The organism is Streptomyces sp. NPDC059788, from assembly GCF_042732265.1.
GTDB lineage: Bacteria > Actinomycetota > Actinomycetes > Streptomycetales > Streptomycetaceae > Streptomyces.
The window spans coordinates 224121-240809 of the sequence record NZ_JBHWHY010000007.1; the positions used below are offsets into that span (position 1 = coordinate 224121).

Annotated in this window: 10 protein-coding genes and 1 pseudogene; 3 read left to right on the top strand and 8 right to left on the bottom strand. The window is 73.0% G+C overall.

Going from position 1 to position 16689, the window contains the following annotated elements:
- Positions 1 to 62: 62 nt before the first annotated feature.
- Together ACFV57_RS09030 and ACFV57_RS09035 are read right to left on the bottom strand one after the other, a co-directional pair.
- Entirely contained in the window at positions 63 to 917 is an 855-nt protein-coding gene (locus ACFV57_RS09030; protein ID WP_385227508.1) for a poly-gamma-glutamate hydrolase family protein, read from the bottom strand.
- A gap of 164 nt (positions 918 to 1081) precedes the next feature.
- Entirely contained in the window at positions 1082 to 1954 is an 873-nt protein-coding gene (locus tag ACFV57_RS09035; protein WP_385227511.1) for a helix-turn-helix transcriptional regulator, read from the bottom strand.
- Positions 1955 to 2115: 161 nt separating this feature from the next.
- On the opposite strand from ACFV57_RS09035, the gene ACFV57_RS09040 reads away from it, so the two are divergent.
- The gene (locus ACFV57_RS09040; RefSeq protein ID WP_385227514.1) at positions 2116 to 2952 is read left to right on the top strand and encodes an SDR family oxidoreductase; all 837 of its coding nucleotides are present in this window, start codon (positions 2116 to 2118) and stop codon (positions 2950 to 2952) included.
- 147 nt (positions 2953 to 3099) lie between these two features.
- Here the strand turns inward: ACFV57_RS09040 and ACFV57_RS09045 are convergent, their stop codons facing one another.
- Together ACFV57_RS09045 and ACFV57_RS09050 are read right to left on the bottom strand one after the other, a co-directional pair.
- Complete coding sequence (locus ACFV57_RS09045) at positions 3100 to 3339, bottom strand: chaplin (RefSeq protein WP_385227517.1); 240 nt, start codon at positions 3337 to 3339, stop codon at positions 3100 to 3102.
- A 311-nt stretch (positions 3340 to 3650) separates the two neighbouring features.
- Positions 3651 to 4406 (bottom strand): TioE family transcriptional regulator, encoded by a 756-nt coding sequence (locus tag ACFV57_RS09050; RefSeq protein ID WP_385227520.1) that lies wholly within the window; start codon positions 4404 to 4406, stop codon positions 3651 to 3653.
- Between the two features lie 69 nt (positions 4407 to 4475).
- On the opposite strand from ACFV57_RS09050, the gene ACFV57_RS09055 reads away from it, so the two are divergent.
- Entirely contained in the window at positions 4476 to 5699 is a 1224-nt protein-coding gene (locus ACFV57_RS09055; RefSeq protein WP_385227523.1) for an erythromycin esterase family protein, read from the top strand.
- Positions 5700 to 5780: 81 nt separating this feature from the next.
- Here the strand turns inward: ACFV57_RS09055 and ACFV57_RS09060 are convergent, their stop codons facing one another.
- Together ACFV57_RS09060 and ACFV57_RS09065 are read right to left on the bottom strand one after the other, a co-directional pair.
- Positions 5781 to 8504 (bottom strand): M4 family metallopeptidase, encoded by a 2724-nt coding sequence (locus ACFV57_RS09060; RefSeq protein ID WP_385227526.1) that lies wholly within the window; start codon positions 8502 to 8504, stop codon positions 5781 to 5783.
- A gap of 345 nt (positions 8505 to 8849) precedes the next feature.
- Positions 8850 to 12374: an ATP-binding protein gene (locus ACFV57_RS09065; protein ID WP_385227529.1), complete on the bottom strand. Its 3525-nt coding sequence runs from the start codon at positions 12372 to 12374 to the stop codon at positions 8850 to 8852.
- 1170 nt (positions 12375 to 13544) lie between these two features.
- On the opposite strand from ACFV57_RS09065, the gene ACFV57_RS09070 reads away from it, so the two are divergent.
- Entirely contained in the window at positions 13545 to 13835 is a 291-nt protein-coding gene (locus ACFV57_RS09070) for an acyl carrier protein (RefSeq protein WP_385227532.1), read from the top strand.
- 677 nt (positions 13836 to 14512) lie between these two features.
- Here ACFV57_RS09070 and ACFV57_RS09075 read toward each other — a convergent pair.
- Together ACFV57_RS09075 and ACFV57_RS09080 are read right to left on the bottom strand one after the other, a co-directional pair.
- Positions 14513 to 15355 (bottom strand): annotated as a pseudogene (locus ACFV57_RS09075) (adenylosuccinate lyase); the annotation flags it as partial.
- A 37-nt stretch (positions 15356 to 15392) separates the two neighbouring features.
- On the bottom strand, positions 15393 to 16689 hold a 1297-nt coding region (locus ACFV57_RS09080; protein ID WP_385227535.1), incomplete at its 5' end, for a thioester reductase domain-containing protein.

A 16689-nucleotide genomic window follows, 5' to 3' on the forward strand; every position in this document is an offset into this window, starting at 1 on the left:
GGCGCGGGGCTGCGGTCGGCGGGGGAGTGAGGTCCGTCCGGCCGACCGTGGGACCGCGGGGCCTACAGGATCTTCTGGCCCGCTTCCAGGCGCTGGAGGGCGGCGCGGGCGGCGTCGACGAAGTCCCAGAAGATCTGCTTCTGGTTCTCCTTGCGCCCGTCGGCGCTGTTGTCGGGGAACATCGACTCGCGCAGCGGCGTGGTGATCTCCAGCTGGGCGCCCTTGCCGAGCATCGTACGGTTGGCGATGTTGTCCGGGTCGGTGCCCGCGAGGTCGGCGATGCCGGTGGCGTCCTGGGCGCGGATGCCCACCGCCTTGAACTCGGCGATCAGGTACGAGCGCAGCGTGGCGTTCAGGCCGCCGACGAGGACGGCGGGGGTGCCGCTCGGCAGCTGGGCCTGCTCGGGCTTGCAGCCGTGCAGGCTCAGGGCGTTCAGGCTCCCGGCGCACAGCGAGCGGGCGACGTGGTCGTCGCAGTGGGTGGACGTGACGTGGAGTTCGCCGTTGTCCTTCTTACGGATGCCCTCGAACATCCAGTAGTCGTGGACGGGGCCCTGGGGCGGCTTGGGCGCGAGGTCCTTGGGGTGGTATCCGGCGATGGCCAGGCACAGCTCGGAGGTGCCGGTCTCGATGCCGCCGCCATGCGGGGCGAGGATCACCGACCGGGCGAAGCCGGAGCGTTCGGTGCGGCTGTCGTCGAACATCGCGTGGCGGCGGTGGCGGCGGGCGTAGTCCGTGCCCTCGACGACGGAGGGGTCCGCGTACAAAGCGGTGTTGGACGCGAAGTTGTCCTTCCGCGCCGCGGCGTAGGCGTCCCGCGCGGTGATCCCGGTGAGGAAGGGGGCCGCGGCGGTGGCCGTCGCGGCGGCGAGCAGGGTGCGTCTGCTGGGGGTGGACATGGCGGAAATGGAAGGCATGACGGGCATGATGGGACCTTTCCAAATTGAATCGCATTCAGAAGTACGGATAAGTCATACAGGGCCCCGGGCACGTCGTGCCACTGTCCGAGGGTGTTACACGGACCGCTGCCCGTCCGCCGGCGCGGTCGTGACGACGGCTCGGGCGGCGGGCCGCCGGTGCGTCACGCGTCCTGCTCCTGGCCGGCCGTGGTCGCGGCGGACCAGCCGGCGAGCAGCTTCAGGCCGTCCGCGGCGGCGGTTCCGGGGGCCGCGCTGTAGACGATCACGCACAGACCGCTCTCGTCCGGCAGGTTCATGGTCTCCTGATCGAGCTCCAGATCGCCGACGAACGGATGGTTGAGGCGCTTCGTGCTGTCGCGGAAGACATGTACGTCCTGGGAGCCCCACATCACCCGGAAGGCGTCGCTGCGGGTGGACAGCTCACCGATCAGGTTCGACAGTTCCCGGTCGTACGGGTTGCGCCCCGCCTCGATGCGCAGCGCGCCCACGGCGAAGCGGGCCATATGCTCCCAATCGCGGTAGAACCGCCTGGCGCCGGGGGTGACGAACGCGAACCGGGCGACGTTCGCCCCGCAGGCCGGGTCGGCGTACATCTCCGAGTACAGGGCCCGGCACAGCGGGTTGGCGGCCAGCACGTCGAGACGGCTGTTCAGCACGCACGCGGGCAGCTCCGGCATCCCCTCGACGATCCGCGCCACGCTCGGCCGCACCGTCGGCCGAACCGCCCGCCGCCGGGCCCGCGCCGCGGGCGCCGGCCCCGCGGCGCGGGCGAGGTCGTACAGGTACATGCGCTCGGTGTCGTCGAGCCGCAGGGCACGGGCGAGGGAGTCCAGCACGCTGTCGGAGACGCCTTTGAGGCTGCCGCGCTCCAGGCGCGTGTAGTACTCGACGCTCACCCCGGCCAGCGCGGCGACCTCGCCCCGGCGCAGGCCGGGCACCCGCCGCTGCCCGTACGTCGGCAAGCCGGCCTGTTCGGGGGTGACCCTGTCGCGTCGGGAGCGGAGGAAGGCGCTGACTGCGTCCCGGTTGTCCATGGGGCCAGGGTAGGCAGGCCGCGCGTCGGGTGGGGGGCCCTGCCAGTACCCCTCACAGCGCAGTCTCCCTCCGTACGGGCGGCTGCCGTTGCATGGTGGGTGCCCCGGTCCTCCAGGGGCGACCTCCTGCCGGTATCGGCACCACCACAGAGAGAATCACCATGACCACCACCTGGTTCATCACCGGCGCCTCCTCCGGCTTCGGACGACTGCTCACCGAACGCCTGCTGGCCCGTGGCGACCGTGTCGCCGCCACGTTCCGCCGGCCCGGCGCGCTCGACGACCTCCACGCCGAGCACGGCGACCGGCTGTGGACCGCCCGGCTCGACGTCACCGACACCGAACGGGTGCGCCACGTCGTCACCGAGGCGTTCCAGGCACTCGGCAGGATCGACGTGGTCGTGAACAACGCCGGCTACGGTCTCCTCGGCTCCGTCGAGGAGGCGTCCGACGAGCAGATCCGGCGCGTCGTCGACACCAATCTGCTCGGCTCGGTCCACGTCATCCGCGCCGCGCTCCCGCACCTGCGGGCCCAGGGCCGGGGCCGCATCCTCCAGGTGTCCTCCGCGGGCGGCCAGACGACCTATCCGGGCCTGGGCTACTACCACGCCGCCAAGTGGGGCATCGAGGGGTTCTGCGACACCGTCGCCCGCGAGATCGCCCCCTTCGGCACGGCCCTGACCATCGTCGAGCCGGGCGCGACCCCCACCGGCTTCGGCGCCTCGCTCGACACCGCGCCGCCCCTGTCCGCATACGAGAACACGCCCGCGGCCGGAACCCGGCAGGCGTTCCTCGAAGGCCTCTTCCCGGTGCCCAACAGCGCGGAGAAGACCGCGGACGCGATGATCGCCCTCGTCGATTCCGGCGCGACACCGCTGCGCCTCCCGCTCGGCCCCGACACCTACGAGGACGTCCGCGCCGCCCTCACCGCCCGGCTCGCCGAACACGAGGCGCAGCGCGAGGTCGCCCATTCGGTGGCGGCCGCGGTCACCGGGTGACGAAAACCCTCCGCGGCACCGGCGAATAGGACGGGACAACCCTCTCCCGGCAGGCGCAAAAAAGGTGCGGGACGGCCGACCAGCCGCCCCGCACCGGGTACCGCACGCCTGTCCGCCCGGAGGCGGTGACGCTTCAGGAAGTGAACGTCAGTCGTTGACGCAGGTGTTGCCGAAGGTCGGGTTCAGCAGCCCGATGACGTTGATGCTGTTGCCGCAGACGTTCACCGGCACGTGGACCGGGACCTGCACGGTGTTGCCGGACACCACGCCGGGCGAGTTCAGCGCCGCGCCCTGGGCCCCGGAGTCGGCAGCCGCGAGGCCCGCGCCGCCCAGGAGGATGGCGCAGGTTCCCGCGGCGGCAGCGGCAGTCTTGATGGCACGCGACATGGAATGTTGCTCCTCGTACATTGAGAAAAAAGGACAGGCGGCGGCCTGGCGGAGAACACCCGGTGCTCCGCCGCCACGGCTGGCGGGCCGCCGACTCCAATCAACCTGATGTGGCGTCGTTTGTCGTGAGGAACGGAAGGTGTTCACTCTATTTAGGGTGGATCGAATCAGCGTATTAATTCCGGAGGTTGGGGATCGGGCGTCCGTTCCGGTGATGGCCGACATGCGTGTTCGGCAGGGCTGAAGCCTGGCGCCAAAACCCATGAATCGGCTTTTCCCCAGGGCCAGTTCGCGGTCAGTCGGCCGAAGTGTCATTCGCGTGCGCGGAGGTACGACTCCAGCTCGGCGGCCCCGGAGAGCATCGCGCGCCCACGCGCGGACAGCCGGCCGCGCCAGTCGCTCAGCGCGTCCTCCAGCGGCTCCAGACCACCGGCCGCCCGCACCTGGGCGATCAGGGGGGCGATCTGCTCCAGCAGGTAGCCGCCCCGCCTGAGCTGGTGGGTCAGGCGGGCGTCCCGTACGGCGGCCTCGTCGTAGACGCGGTATCCGGTCAGCGGGTCGCGGCGCGGGCGTACCAGGCCCGCTTGCTCCCATTTGCGCAGCGTCGCGGGCCGGATGCCGAGCCTGTCCGCCAGCGGTCCGATGAACGTGCCGCCGGACGCGGAGGCAGAGGCGGAAGCCGACGCGGGCGCCGTGTCGGGCCCGGGCGCCGTGGTGGGCGCCAGGTCGCGCAGGGCGCTCTCCACGGCCTGGAGGGTCTGCCGGTCGTCGAGGAGCTGGGCGTGGCTCTCGTCGATGAGGCGGAACGCCTCGTCGGTCGCCGCGCGGTTCACGGCCCGCATGATCGACGTCGCCGTGCGGTGCCCGTGGCCGGGCGCCAGGGCGAGGAACGCGTCCAGGGCGCGCGCGTGCAGCGGGGTGTAGGTGCGGTAGCCGCTCGGTGTGCGTTCGGCGGCCGGGAGGATGCCGGCCTCCTCGTAGTTCCTGACGGCCTGCGTGGACAGACCGTGCCCGCGCGCCAGGTCGACCGGCCTGAGCCGTACCCCGCTTTGAAGGTTTCGTCCCATGGGTTCGACGATATCGGAAGATATCGCGACCAAAGTTTCAACCGAGGGTTCAACGATACCGTTGAAGGAATGGACACCTGCATCAAGGACATCGCCCACCCCGTCGACGCCGCCGCCGTCATGGGGCTGCTTCCGGCCCGACCGCGACTGCTCGCCCTGGGAGAGCCCACCCACGGCGAGGACATCCTGCTCGATCTGCGCAACGGGCTCTTCCGGCAACTCGTCGAGGAGGAGGGCTACCGGACGATCGCGATCGAGAGCGACTGCCTGCTGGGCCTGGCCGTCGACGACTACGTCACCTCGGGCACCGGCACCCTCGACGAGGTCATGGAGCGGGGCTTCAGCCACGGGTTCGGCGCGTCCGCCGCCAACCGCGAACTCGTACGCTGGATACGGGAGTACAACGACGGCCGCCCCGCCGCCGAGCGGCTCCGCTTCGCCGGATTCGACGGCCCGCTGGAGATCACCGGAGCCGAGAGCCCCCGGCAGGCCCTCACCGCGCTGCACGGCTACCTCGCGGCCCGGGTGGACGCGGACCTGCTCCCCTGCACCGCCGGGACGCTCGATCGCCTGCTCGGCGCCGACGACCGGTGGACCGACCCGGCCGTCATGACGGACCCGGCCCGGTCCGTCGGGCAGACGGCCGAGGCCAGGGAGCTGCGGCTGCTCGCCGACGATCTGGAGGCCCTGCTGGACGCGCAGACGCCGCACCTGATCGAGGTGTCCCGGGACGACTGGGACCGGGCACGCCTGTACGCGCGCACCGCCACCGGGCTGCTGCGCTACCACTTCTGGATGGCCGACACCTCACCCGCCCGTATGACGCGGCTGGTGAGCCTGCGGGACCGGATGATGGCGGAGAATCTCCTCGCCCTCGCCGAGCGGGGCCCGGCACTGGTCCACGCCCACAACGCCCATCTCCAACGCCACAGGAGCACGATGCGCATGTGGGACCAGCCGCTGGTGGAGTGGTGGAGCGCCGGCGCCATCGTGAGCGCGCAGCTGGGCGAGGAGTACGCCTTCGTGGCCACCGCCCTCGGCACCATCCGGCACCGGGGCGTGGACACCCCGCCGCCGGACACCGTCGAAGGACTCCTGTACGCGCTCCCGGAGGACCACTGCGTCGTCGACGCCCTGCGGCTGGCCACCGCTTTCGGGGACACGCGTCCCGCGCCCCGCGTGTCCCCGTACTTCGGTTACGCCGCGCTCGATCCGGCCCACCTCACCGCATTCGACGGGCTCATGTTCGTCAAGGACGTCCCGGACCGCACCGGCGGCGCGCAGGCGGCGTAGAGCGTTCCGCGGCGCCCGCGGACTCCGGAGCCCGGTGCGCGGGGCGGGTGGCAGTCCGCCGCCCGCCCCGTTCGGGTGCCGTCAGTCGCAGCGTCCGGCCGGCCGCGTCCGCGTGACCAGGTCGGTGTAGCCGGTCGTACCGTCCACCCACACCACCTGCCGGCCGCCCGGCGTGGCAGGCCACGCCTGTTCGCCGCGGTTGCAGGACACCCGGCCCCGCTGTCCGCCGTCGGCCGGGAACTGCCAGAGCTTGGACAGTGTCTCGTTGCGGTACACGGTGTCGGGAGTCGCGGCGGCGACGGTCACCGCCGCGTCCGTGGCCACCAGATCGGAGCCGATGAGCGCGTCCGGACCCTCGCCGGGACTGAGGTCCGTCACCCCCGTACCGTCCAGATCGGCGCGGCGCAGCGCCGTACGGCCCGAGTCGTCGTCCGCGGGGACCAGCCAGAAGACGTGCTTGCCGGTGATCGCGGTCGGCCCGAGCCTCGTCGGGGTCCCGAGCTGCCCCATCCGCGTGCGCTTGCCCGTCTTCAGATCCAGCGTCTCCACGCCGAAGACACGGCCGGTGTCGTCGCGGCGGATGGTGCCGTACGCGATCCGGCCGTTCGCGAGGGACGGGTACTTGGTGCGCAGGCCCTGTTCGTCGTCGACCTTCCGCACGGTCGGATCGCTCAGCCGTACGTACCGTACGCTCTCCAGGCCCGGCCGGGACTGCGCCCCGAACACCACCACGTCACCCTCGACCCGCAGGTCGGCTGCGCCGCGCCGGGCGGACCACAGCTTCTTGACCGGACCGCCCGCGATCGGCCGCGCGAGGACGTCCACGGACCTGCGGTTGTACGCCATCCACACCACCGTCCTGCCGTCGGTGGCCGGATGCACGTGGTAGCGCCCGTCGTTGGGGCTCATCAGCTTCTGCCGGCCGCTGCCGTCGGCCGGTCCGGCCCATACCGAGTACGGTTCGGTGCCGTCGTCGTTGGACTTCGAGGCGGCCCACCAGCCGCCGCCCGCCCCGGACGCGGCACCGTCGGTGTTGACCCGGCCCAGGAGCTGGTCGGAGTCGACGCCCATCGCCATTTCCCAGCCGGGCACGATGCCGTGCGCGCTGAACGCCCGCTCGGCGGTGCGCAGTTGTACGTCGGTCGCGCCCAGGGCGCGGGCGGCGGCGAGCACGGCGGCGCGGCCCTCGGTGAAGCCGTCCAGCGGGGTCAGGTACTCGGTCAGCGCCTTGTAGACGATCCGGTCGGCCAGTGTCGTGCCGAGATCCTCGCGCAGGTCCCACAGGGCGCCTGAGAAGATCGTGGAGTTGAGGTGGACGCCGCCGTTGTCGGTGGAGAACGACACCCCGAGGAAGGACTTCGAGGTGGTCCGGCCGTCGTTGAGGTCACGGGTCGCGCAGGAGCCCGGGGGCTTGGTCCGGCACAGCGTCTCGCCCAGCAGCCCGGATGCGGGGCTGTCCATGGGAATGCCGTAGGTGTCCGTCTCGATGGCGTTGCCGAAGTAGTCGGCGATGCCCTCGTTCAGGGCGCCGGACTGGCCCGCGTAGACGAGGTTGGCCGAGTGCTGCACGATGCCGTGGGTCATCTCGTGCCCGACGACGTCCAGACCGGCGGAGAGCGCGCGGTACTCGGCGTCACCGCCGCCGTAGACCATCTTCTCGCCGTCCCAGAAGGCGTTGACGTACGGCTGCCCGAACTGCGTCACGCCCACCAGGGAGTTGACGGCCATGCCCCGGCCGTCCAGGCTGTCGCGGCCGTGCCGCTCGCGGTAGTAGTCGTAGACCCGGCCGGCGGCCCAGTGCGCGTCCACCGCGCCCGCCTCGGTGGCCTCCGGGCCGAAGGCCGGGGTGGGCGAGCCGAACTCCGTGATGTCGTACGGCCACGACGGGGAGACCTCGCTGACGTCCTTGCCGCGCGCGTCCCACGTGGACAGCGTGTTCTTGCTGGAGTGGGCCATGCGGGTGCGGTCCCGCATGACGTACGCCTTACGGGACTCCTCGTACGCCACGGGCAGTTCGACGCTCTTCCCGTCGTACTTGACCCCGGAGCCCTTGACCCCCGGTTCCTCGGCCGCCGCGCCGGCGGGCCCGCTCTTCTGTGCGCGGTCCGTCGTTCCGGTCTCCGGGCCGCGGAACGTCCTGATCCCGCTGTACTGGAGCACCGGGAACCCGGACCGCGCGTCGACGTACACCTCGTGCAGCACCGGCTCACCGGTGACCGGGTGGGTGCCCCGCACGGTCACGTGCCGGGTGAGCAGGCCCGCGCCCCGGGGGATGACGACCAGCCCGCGGTCCGTACCGGCCAGCGGTTGCGCGTCCTGCCGGGGCGGCCGCTTGCCCAGGAGCCGGTCCGTGGTCGCGTCGACCGCCCGCTCGACCGCCAGCGTCTCGTCCACCTCGGGCTCCACGCCGGTCCGCAGCCCGGTGAAGTACTTGCCGGAGGTACCGGTGACGACCCGCTCGCCGCCCTTGCGCTCCATCCGCACCACGTACTGCCCGCCCAGGACGTCCACGCCCCGGTGCTTCTGCTGGAGCCGTACGACCTCGTGGCCGCCGGAGTCCACGGTCTGTACGGGCCGCAGGTCACGCCCCGGATCGCCGATGTGGTAGCGGCCCTCCTTCGCCGCGAGGTGACCCCGTGCCGCGTCCGCCGGGCTGCCCGTGCCCTTGGCCGGTTCCCGGATGCCGTCCACCAGGGCGGGGGTGGCGGTACGCTGCCCCGGCACCACCTCACCGGGCCCGGCCGGTGTCCCCGCGGACGCCGCCCCGGCGGGCACCGCCGAAGCCACCAGCGCGGCGACCCCCATCAGCGCCGCCGCGCCACCCCAGCCCCGCCACGTCCCACCCGCTCCACGTGACCCACGTGAACCGTCGGGTCTCCCGGACCCCGCTCTTCTGCCCCGCGCTCTGCGCTCACGCAAGGTGACTCCTTCCGTCTTCTGCCCCCGTGCCCGGCAGCCGTCACTTATGTGGACGGGGACATGCAAGCGGCGACCGGTTCAACGCCACAACGAAATGGCACAAGTCGGTGGGTGACTTCCGGACTTGTGGGGGACGCGTCGCGGGGCGCCGTGACGGCTCGCCGTCCGCCCCGGAACCGTGGTGGTGGTCCGGTGACCGCGCACCACGGTTCCGGGGCGGAGGGGGCGGGATCAGCCCAGGAGGGCGGTCTCCGCCACGTGGCGGCCGAGGAGGTCGTGGAGCAGCGTGGTGGCGGGGATGGCGGGGTGGAGGTAGACGTGTTCGCGGCGGTGTTCGATGACGGCGAGCATCTTGCGGAGGGTGGCCGTGGCGTCGTCGCGGCGGCCGGCGTGGTGCTGGGCCTGGGCGAGCAGCCCGAGGTGGAGGGGGAGCCGCAAGTGGGAGCGGGAGGGGCGGAGTTCGGCGAGGGAGGTGTGCATCAGTGTGAGGCCCTCGTCGTGGCGGCCCTGGTGGGTCAGGGACCAGCCCTGGGCCAGGCGCAGCATCGCCTTCCAGTACAGGAGCCCGTGTTCCTCCGCCACGCGCGCGCCCTCGGTGGCGGAGGCGCGCGCCGTGTCGGCGTCGCCCTCCCAGGCGGCGAGGACCGCGTCCACGTACAGGGCGAAGGAGCGGTCGGAGGGCCTGCTCTCGTACGTGGTCAGGCTCAGCAGCTGGCGGCGGCGTGAGCTCGCCGTGTCGCGGTCGCCCAGAATCCAGTGGGTGAAGGAGTCGTAGGAGCGGCAGGAGACGCGCGGGTCGTGCTGGAAGGTACGGGCCAGGGTGCGGCCCTCCCGGGCGAAACGATCCGCCAGCCCGACGCCGCGCTCCAGTTCCGCCAGCGCCTCCGGCAGCCGGCCGCGTACGTGCAGCGCGACGCCCTTGCCGTACGCAGCGCCCAGCTGGGCCACCGGATGGCGCGTACGGTTGCCGATGTCCCGCAGCAGCCGGGAGAACTGCCGGGACTCGTCGTAGCGGCCGGTGACCAGGAACGCCGAGCACAGCGCCCACAGCACCGACGGGTCCTCGGGCGCGCGGGTGACCGTACCGAGGGCGCGGCCCCGGCTGAGCGCCGCTTCCGCCTCGGCGTCACCGTAGCCGCGGACCGTGGCCAGCAACTGCCCGAGCTGGATGTACAGGCGCTGCTCCAGCGCGCGGGCCGACCCGTCGTCGCGGGGCAGCAGCCCGGCCAGGTGCACGGCGCGCCGCAGCCACGTCTCGACCTTCTCGTACGCCAGCTGCTGCTCGGCCTGTTCGGCGGCGCGCAGCAGGCGGGGGAGAGCCTCCCCGGCGGGCAGCGCGTCCTGCGCGTGCCAGGTGTGGTGGGCGAGGCGTTCGAACTCCTCGTCCGCCACCTGCGCGCAGCCGCGTTCGCTCAGCGACTCGGCGACGCGGGCGTGCAGCCGGTGGCGCTCGTCGCGCGCGAGCACGTCCACGAGCGTCTCGCGCACCAGCGCGTGGACGAAGTGCAACCGTCCGGGCTGGTGCGGGTCCTCGCCGAGCAGGCCCGACCGGATCGCCGCCTCCAGGGCCGGGGCGACCGGCTCGTCCTCGGTGGCGGTGCGGTGCAGCAGGTCCGTGTCGATCTCGGTGCCGATGACCGCGCACAGCCGCAGCACCCGCAGGGCGGAATCCGGCAGCGCGGCGAACCGCTGGCGCAGCGCCTCGCGCACGCCGGTCGGTATCTGCGCCAGCAGCACCTCGGTGGCGCCCGGCTCGTGCAGGCGCCGCACGTCGCCGAGGAGGGACAGGAGCTGCATGACGAAGTACGGGTTGCCCTTGCTGCGCTGGTGCAGCGCCTCGACGACGTCGGCGCCCACGCCGCTCCCGGCCTGCGCCTCCACCAGGGCCGCGACGGCGCTGCGGGACAGACCGCAGAGCCGCAGCGTCTCGGTCCTGGGGCCCCGGAGGATGTCGGCCAGGATGCGGCGGATCGTGGCGTCGGAGTCGGCCTCGAAGTCCCGGGCGGTCAGCACGATGCTGATCCGGTGCCCCTGGCGGCGGGTGCTGAGCAGCCGCAGCAGGTCGAGGGAGGCGGCGTCGGCCCAGTGCAGGTCCTCCAGAAGCAGGACCAGCGGGCGTTCGGCGGCCAGCGTGAGCAGCACCTCGCAGACCGCGTCATGGGTCAGGAACCGCGCCTGGGCCCAGTCCTCCTCGTGCACCTGCCCGCCGGGGCCGGCCGACCGCTCGGGCATCACCGGGGCGAGCAGCGCGTCGAAGCGCGCGGTCGCGGCGCGGAAGGAGTCCGGCCGGGTGCTCGACAGGTGGCGCAGCACCTGGGTCCACAGCCAGTAGGGCGGTACGCCCTCGCCGGGGAAGCAGTGGCTCCACACGACTTCGAGGACATCGCCGTCGGGCTCCAGGGCCTGGGCGAGCTCCATCAGCAGGCGTGTCTTGCCGACACCGGCGGGGCCGAGCACGCAGGACACGTGCCCTTGCGCGGTGATCGCGCCGGCCGACGCGGAGACCAGGCGGTGCAGTTCCTGGTCGCGTCCGATGAACGGCCAGGGGGTTTCCGTCCCGCCGGGGTCCGGGCCGTTGTCCGGTGCGGGTGCGGGTGCGGGTGCGGGTGCGGGTGCGGAGGCCGGTTGTGACGGGAGAGCCTGGTCCGCCGCTTGTACCTGCCGCGGGCCCGTCGCCCGCGCGCTCCGTGCTGCTCCGGTCGCCGCCGTACGCCCGTCCGAAGCGTCCGGGCTCCGCACCGGTCGGCTTGTTCCGGAGTCCCGGACCGCCGCCGACGTCTCCGGGGTGCGTGCGGCCGTCTTCGTCGCCGGGGTCTCGGCCTGCGCGGGGGCGGGGGAGCCGGGTGGTCCGGCTTGGACGGGTGCGGGGCGGGCGGCCGGGGCCGGGCCGTCGTCGCCCAGCTCCTGCCGGAGGATGGCGGTGTGCACCCGCTGGAGTTCGACGGCGGTGTCCACGCCGAATTCCTCCACCAGATGCGAGCGGGTCCGCTCGTACACCTCCAGCGCCTCGGCCTGCCGTCCCAGACGGGACAGTGCCGTCATCAGGTGGCCGACGAGGCGTTCGCGGGTCGGGTGGCGGCGTACCTCCAGGCCCAGTTCGGCCGCCACCTCCTCGGCCGCGCCGAGCGCGAGCCCGGCCTCCGCGCAGGACTCCAGCGCGGTGAGCCGGACCTGCTCCAGGCGGGCGGTCTCGTCGGAGAGCGGCGGCTGGGAGCCGAACTCGGTGTAGGGCGAGCCGCGCCACAGGTCCAGGGCGTCGGTGAGCCGGCCGCGGGCGCCGCGCGGGTCGCGCCGGTCCAGGAGCTGGCGCCCGTCGGCGACCATCCGCTCGAAGCGGAACGCGTCGATCTGTTCCGGGGCGAGCTGGAGCACGTACCCGGGCGCCTGGTAGCGCAGTACGGACGAGGTGCCCAGGCCGGCCGCCGGGGCGAGCACCCGGCGCAGGTGGGAGAGGTGGCTCTGGAGGGTGGCGACGGGGTGCTGCGGCGGGCCGTCGAGCCAGAGCTCCTCGATGAGCAGTTCGGTGGGAACGACTCTGCCAAGTCGTATGAGGAGCAGGGCGAGCAGGGCCCGCCGCCGGGGCGGGCCGAGGGGGAGGTCTTCGCCGTCGAGCCGTGCCGACATCGGGCCGAGGACGCACAGGACGGGGTCGGGGGCGTCCGGTGCGGGACCGGTGGGGCTCGTGCCCGGTACGGGCTCGGTGCTGCCCGAGGGTTCCGTCACAGGGGTGTGGTGCGGGGTGTGGGGTGCGCGCATGTCGGTCCCAATCGTTCTCACGCCGGCGGCTGTGCAAGGGGGACGTGCCGGACTGTAAGCGGGTCCATCCGGAAAGTGATCATGGCATATGTGGTCGGCCGATCAAAGATCGGCAACCAGCCATCGGCAAGCGTCCGGCAAGCGAAACGACAAGGGGGCGGAAAGTCGTCGCGGGGTGGCACGCAAACGTTTGCCAGCGTTCGGACCAGGGGCTCGCAAGGGGGGTGTCGCACGATGGCGGAGCCCGCTCACCGGGCCGGTGGACCCCCGTCGCCGGCCCGGGGCGGGTGCGTCGCACCGAACCGGCAATCACCTCGCGAACAGGGACGACATGCACACTGAAGGCCACGACAGCCGCGCCGGCCACCGCCCGGCCCCCTGCGAAACGGGCAACATCGGGCATCCGCCTGCCCGTCGGACGGCGACCGCCTGAGAGGCGCCGTGCGCTTCGCGATCCTCAGCCCCGGCCGGGGGGTGCTCTTTCCCGGCATGAACGCGGACGACTTCGGAAGCCGTCCCGGCTCCTTCCCCCGAATCGTCCGCGGCCTCTCGGAATGCGGCCGCGCCGCGCTGTACCGCGACGATCCGGACGGGCCGCCACCCCCGGCGCAGTGCGCCCGGCCCGCCCTTTACCCCGTCGACGCGCGGCGCGGCCCCGGCGAATGCGGCGCCTCTCCGCCGGCCGGCCGCGTTCGTTTTCCGGGCGGGGCCCGGTCTCGTCGAGAAGCGCGGCGAAGTGACGGCCGCGGCGTGCGGCGGCGGAATGCCGGCGGGCCCCGCCGGGCCGGTGCGCACGGTCCGCGCCGTCCTGCGCCGCAGGAAGATCCACTTCGTTACGTGCCGGGTCAGCGCGCCCTTTCGCGCCCGCTGTACGGCGTCGGCGCGTGCCGGGTTCCAGGTATTCCCACGGAAGTTCACCTTCGCAAATGCGGCTTCGGCCGTCATTGCCGTCGTCGCCCGCCGCCCTGACGGACGGGGCGTCGGCGCCGACGCGTCGAGCATCACAACCGGTCGAAGCGGTCCGCCGGGCGGACGGCGTCCACCCTTCCTTTTCCGTCGCCCCCGAGCCGGAATGCGAAGCGGCGAATGGCAGGCCGCTGCCGCGCGGCGTGGAAAAGGTCCGCACGGCCGTCACCCCCACTCTCCCCCCTCGAAAGCAGGACCCGAGACATGGACAGAACGCAGAAGATCCAGCACTTCATCGAAGAGCGTTTCCTTGTCGAATTCGGCGCGGAGGTCACGGCCGAGACCGACCTCTTCGAAGCGGGCGTCATCGACTCCTTCGGCTACATCCAGCTCATGTCGTTCCTGGAGGTCGACTTCGCGCTGCCGATCAGCGACGACGACCTGCTCGCCAACGACTTCGTGTCGCTGGCCGACATCGACGCGTTCGTCGGAGGAATGGCTGAAAATCGCCCCCATGCAGGCCTCGAACACGGCGGTATGCCGCGTGCGGACTAGTCGGGCCCGCTGTCCGCGCGCCTCCGGTCGGCGGTGCGCCGCAGGTCATGGCTTCGGCGTCGACGCGCCTTCGGGGACACGGCCGGGGCCGGGCGGGCTACTTCCTCGCCGCCGGTGCGGCAAGGGCCGTGGGCCTTCCGGCGGCCGCACTCGCGCCCGGAGTGCGGCCCGAGGCGGAGTCCGCCGGGTGTTTCCCGAACCGCTTGACGGTGAACGGTCAAATGCGGGCCGCGCGGCGGTGTCCTGGCCGTACGCACGGACCGACGGGGACGGCTGACGGGTTTTCCATCGGTTCGTCCAGTTCGCCGCACAGGCCCGAAAGGGCGCTTCCCGCGCGAACTCCGTTACGGCAATGGCCGTATCGCCATACGCTCCGCAAGGGCCGGGGCGAAGCGTTCGCCGACTTCCTTGCCATGCGGTACGTGACCTCGCGGATACAAGGAGCTGCCGCCCGCGCAAAAGACGCGGGAGCTTGAATGCAACACGCTGCTTACCGATAATTTCCTTCGGCGCAATGAGAGCGCGCAACGGTGGCCCACGGCACCGGCATCCACGGCCGTGCCCGGACCCCGCCGTTTCGGGAAGCAACGCCCCGGCTACTCCGCGGCTTCCTCCGGCCCGCCGGGGCGCGGGTCAGCGGTCCCCGGACCGGCACGGCACCAGCCGTCGAGCACGGACAGCACGCCGTCCGCGGCGAAGAACGCACCCGGCAGAGCCACCCGCCGTACGACCGAGCAGGACACGTCGCCCTCGTTCCACTGATCGCCGGTCACCTCCGCCGCCATGACGGTGTACCCGTGCAGCACCACCGCCAGTTCCCGGACGCGGTCCCACGGGCGGTCGCGCCGGTCCCCGCCCCTGGCGGCGGCCGCGGCCAGGCCGGGCAGGGCCGTCAGCACCTCGTAGTCGAGCGAGCGCGGGTAGACCTGTCCGACACAGCCGACGACCCGGGTGAAGCCGAGATGCCACGCGACGCGCCGTTCGACGCGGGCCAGCGCCGCCCGGTCGCCGCCGAGCAGGTCGAGCATGTCCTGGGCGGTGCCGACCGGGCCCTTGATGCCGCGCAGCGGGTAGCCGGCGGCCAGCGCCCGCAGCCGCAGGGCGGCCCCGCGCAGCTCATGGGCGACCGTGGCGGCGCCCCGTCGGCGCAGCAGTTCCACGACGGTCCCGGCCCGGCCGTACAGGTGCTCCAGCGACAGCCGTACCCGCACCTGCGTGGTGTTGTCGGTGATGTCGCAGGACGTCAGGCCCTTGTGGATGTGCTGGTGGCCGGCGAGCGCGTTGAACTCCTCGACGCGGGCCTTGAGGTCGTGCCGGGTGCGGCGCTCCCGCTCCGTGATGGAGGCCAGGTCCACCCGGTCCACCACCCGCTCGTACGCGGCTGTCGCGGCGGGCGGCACCGGCACCCCCTCCGCGGCCTGCGCGCGCAGCACGGCCAGCCACAGGTGCCGCTCCAGCACCACCTTGCGCTCGGGCGACCAGAGGTCCACCAGGGCCGGGGAGGCCCAGTCTCGGGCCAGGACGTCGTCCGGGAGGGCGCCGCGGGAGGCGGCCGGCTCAGGTGCCGCCGCGGGGGAGCGGCGGCGGCAGGAAGCCGCTGGAGCGGAAGAAGGCGAGATAGCGGTCGAGGAGGGCGGCGTCGGTGGGCGGGCAGCGCAGTCCGCTGCCCGCGAGGCCGCGGTCGGTGTTCGCGCGTCCGAGCCGCGGGAAGACGTCATCGAGGTACATCTCCTTCACGCTGATGTCGGACTTGTTGCTGCGGTCCACGCAGAGCGAGACGAACGGGGTCGTGGGGCTGCCGGGATGGCGCGCCACGTGCCGGACCAGCTCCGTGACCCAGGCGTCGTACGGCAGTTCGCGGATGCCGTAGCCCGCCGCCCGCATCCGGGCCAGCATGTCGGCGAGGCGGGCCGGCCGGGGGTTGGTGAGGTGGTAGGTGCGGCCGTCGGCGGGCTCGTGGGTCGCCAGGTGGACCACGGCGGCGGCCAGGTGGTCGACCGGCACGAAGTCCAGCGGCAGCGGCACGTCGGGCGCCACCCCCGTCTCCGCGATGACGCGGAACAGGGAGCTGATGGCCGTCTCGGTGTTGCAGATGCCGGTGTGCTCCTCGCCGGTGACCTCGTACGGCCGGTGCACCGCGACCGGCAGCCCCGCCTCCGCCGCCTCCGTGAGCATCCGCTCGGCCACCCACTTGCTCTCCGCGTACCCCATGGTCAGATGGTCGGCATGGGCCAGCGGCGTGTCCTCGGCCACCTGCCGCACCCCGGCGGTGCCGAAGCCCGCCAGAACGGCGATGGTGGACAGGAAGTGCAGGGGCGTGCGCCGCGCGGCGGCCAGCCGCACCAGTTCCCGGGTGCCGTGCACGTTGGCCGGGCGCAAAGCGGCGTACGGATAGAGGAAGTTGACGTGCGCCCCGGCGTGCAGGATCAGTTCGGCGGCCTCGCCCAGCTGCCCGAACCGCTCCTCGGACAGGCCGAGCCGCGGAGCGGTCAGATCGGCCGGGAAGCAGGTCAGGCGGTGCTCGTACGGGGCGGCGTCGAGGCCGTACCTGGCGGCGTTCGAGCACACCCGGCGCCGCGCGTGCGCCGCGTCCCGCGCCCGTACGGGGCACAGCAGCTCGGCGCGGGTGACCCGGGCGAGCCGGTCGAGCAGGAAGGCGCCCACGAAGCCGGTGGCGCCGGTGACCAGGACGCGCGCCGGATCACGCCAGTCGGGGGCGGGGCCGCGGGCCGCCGGCAGGCGCAGTCCGAGGCGCGCCTCGCGCAGGAAGTCCGCCTCCGTGGCGGGCCCCGGGGCGGCCCGCCGGCCGGCGCGGCCGGCGCGCAGGGCCCGGTCCACCGCCGCCGCGTGCGCG

What these genes read in the sequence shown, in the direction of transcription:
- ACFV57_RS09060 (WP_385227526.1), bottom strand. Translation starts at nt 8,504, where the DNA reads ATGGGGGTCGCCGCGCTGGTGGCTTCGGCGGTGCCCGCCGGGGCGGCG.
- ACFV57_RS09050 (WP_385227520.1), bottom strand. Translation starts at nt 4,406, where the DNA reads ATGGGACGAAACCTTCAAAGCGGGGTACGGCTCAGGCCGGTCGACCTG.
- ACFV57_RS09070 (WP_385227532.1), top strand. Translation starts at nt 13,545, where the DNA reads ATGGACAGAACGCAGAAGATCCAGCACTTCATCGAAGAGCGTTTCCTT.
- ACFV57_RS09030 (WP_385227508.1), bottom strand. Translation starts at nt 917, where the DNA reads ATGCCTTCCATTTCCGCCATGTCCACCCCCAGCAGACGCACCCTGCTC.
- ACFV57_RS09040 (WP_385227514.1), top strand. Translation starts at nt 2,116, where the DNA reads ATGACCACCACCTGGTTCATCACCGGCGCCTCCTCCGGCTTCGGACGA.
- ACFV57_RS09065 (WP_385227529.1), bottom strand. Translation starts at nt 12,374, where the DNA reads ATGCGCGCACCCCACACCCCGCACCACACCCCTGTGACGGAACCCTCG.
- ACFV57_RS09045 (WP_385227517.1), bottom strand. Translation starts at nt 3,339, where the DNA reads ATGTCGCGTGCCATCAAGACTGCCGCTGCCGCCGCGGGAACCTGCGCC.
- ACFV57_RS09055 (WP_385227523.1), top strand. Translation starts at nt 4,476, where the DNA reads ATGGACACCTGCATCAAGGACATCGCCCACCCCGTCGACGCCGCCGCC.
- ACFV57_RS09035 (WP_385227511.1), bottom strand. Translation starts at nt 1,954, where the DNA reads ATGGACAACCGGGACGCAGTCAGCGCCTTCCTCCGCTCCCGACGCGAC.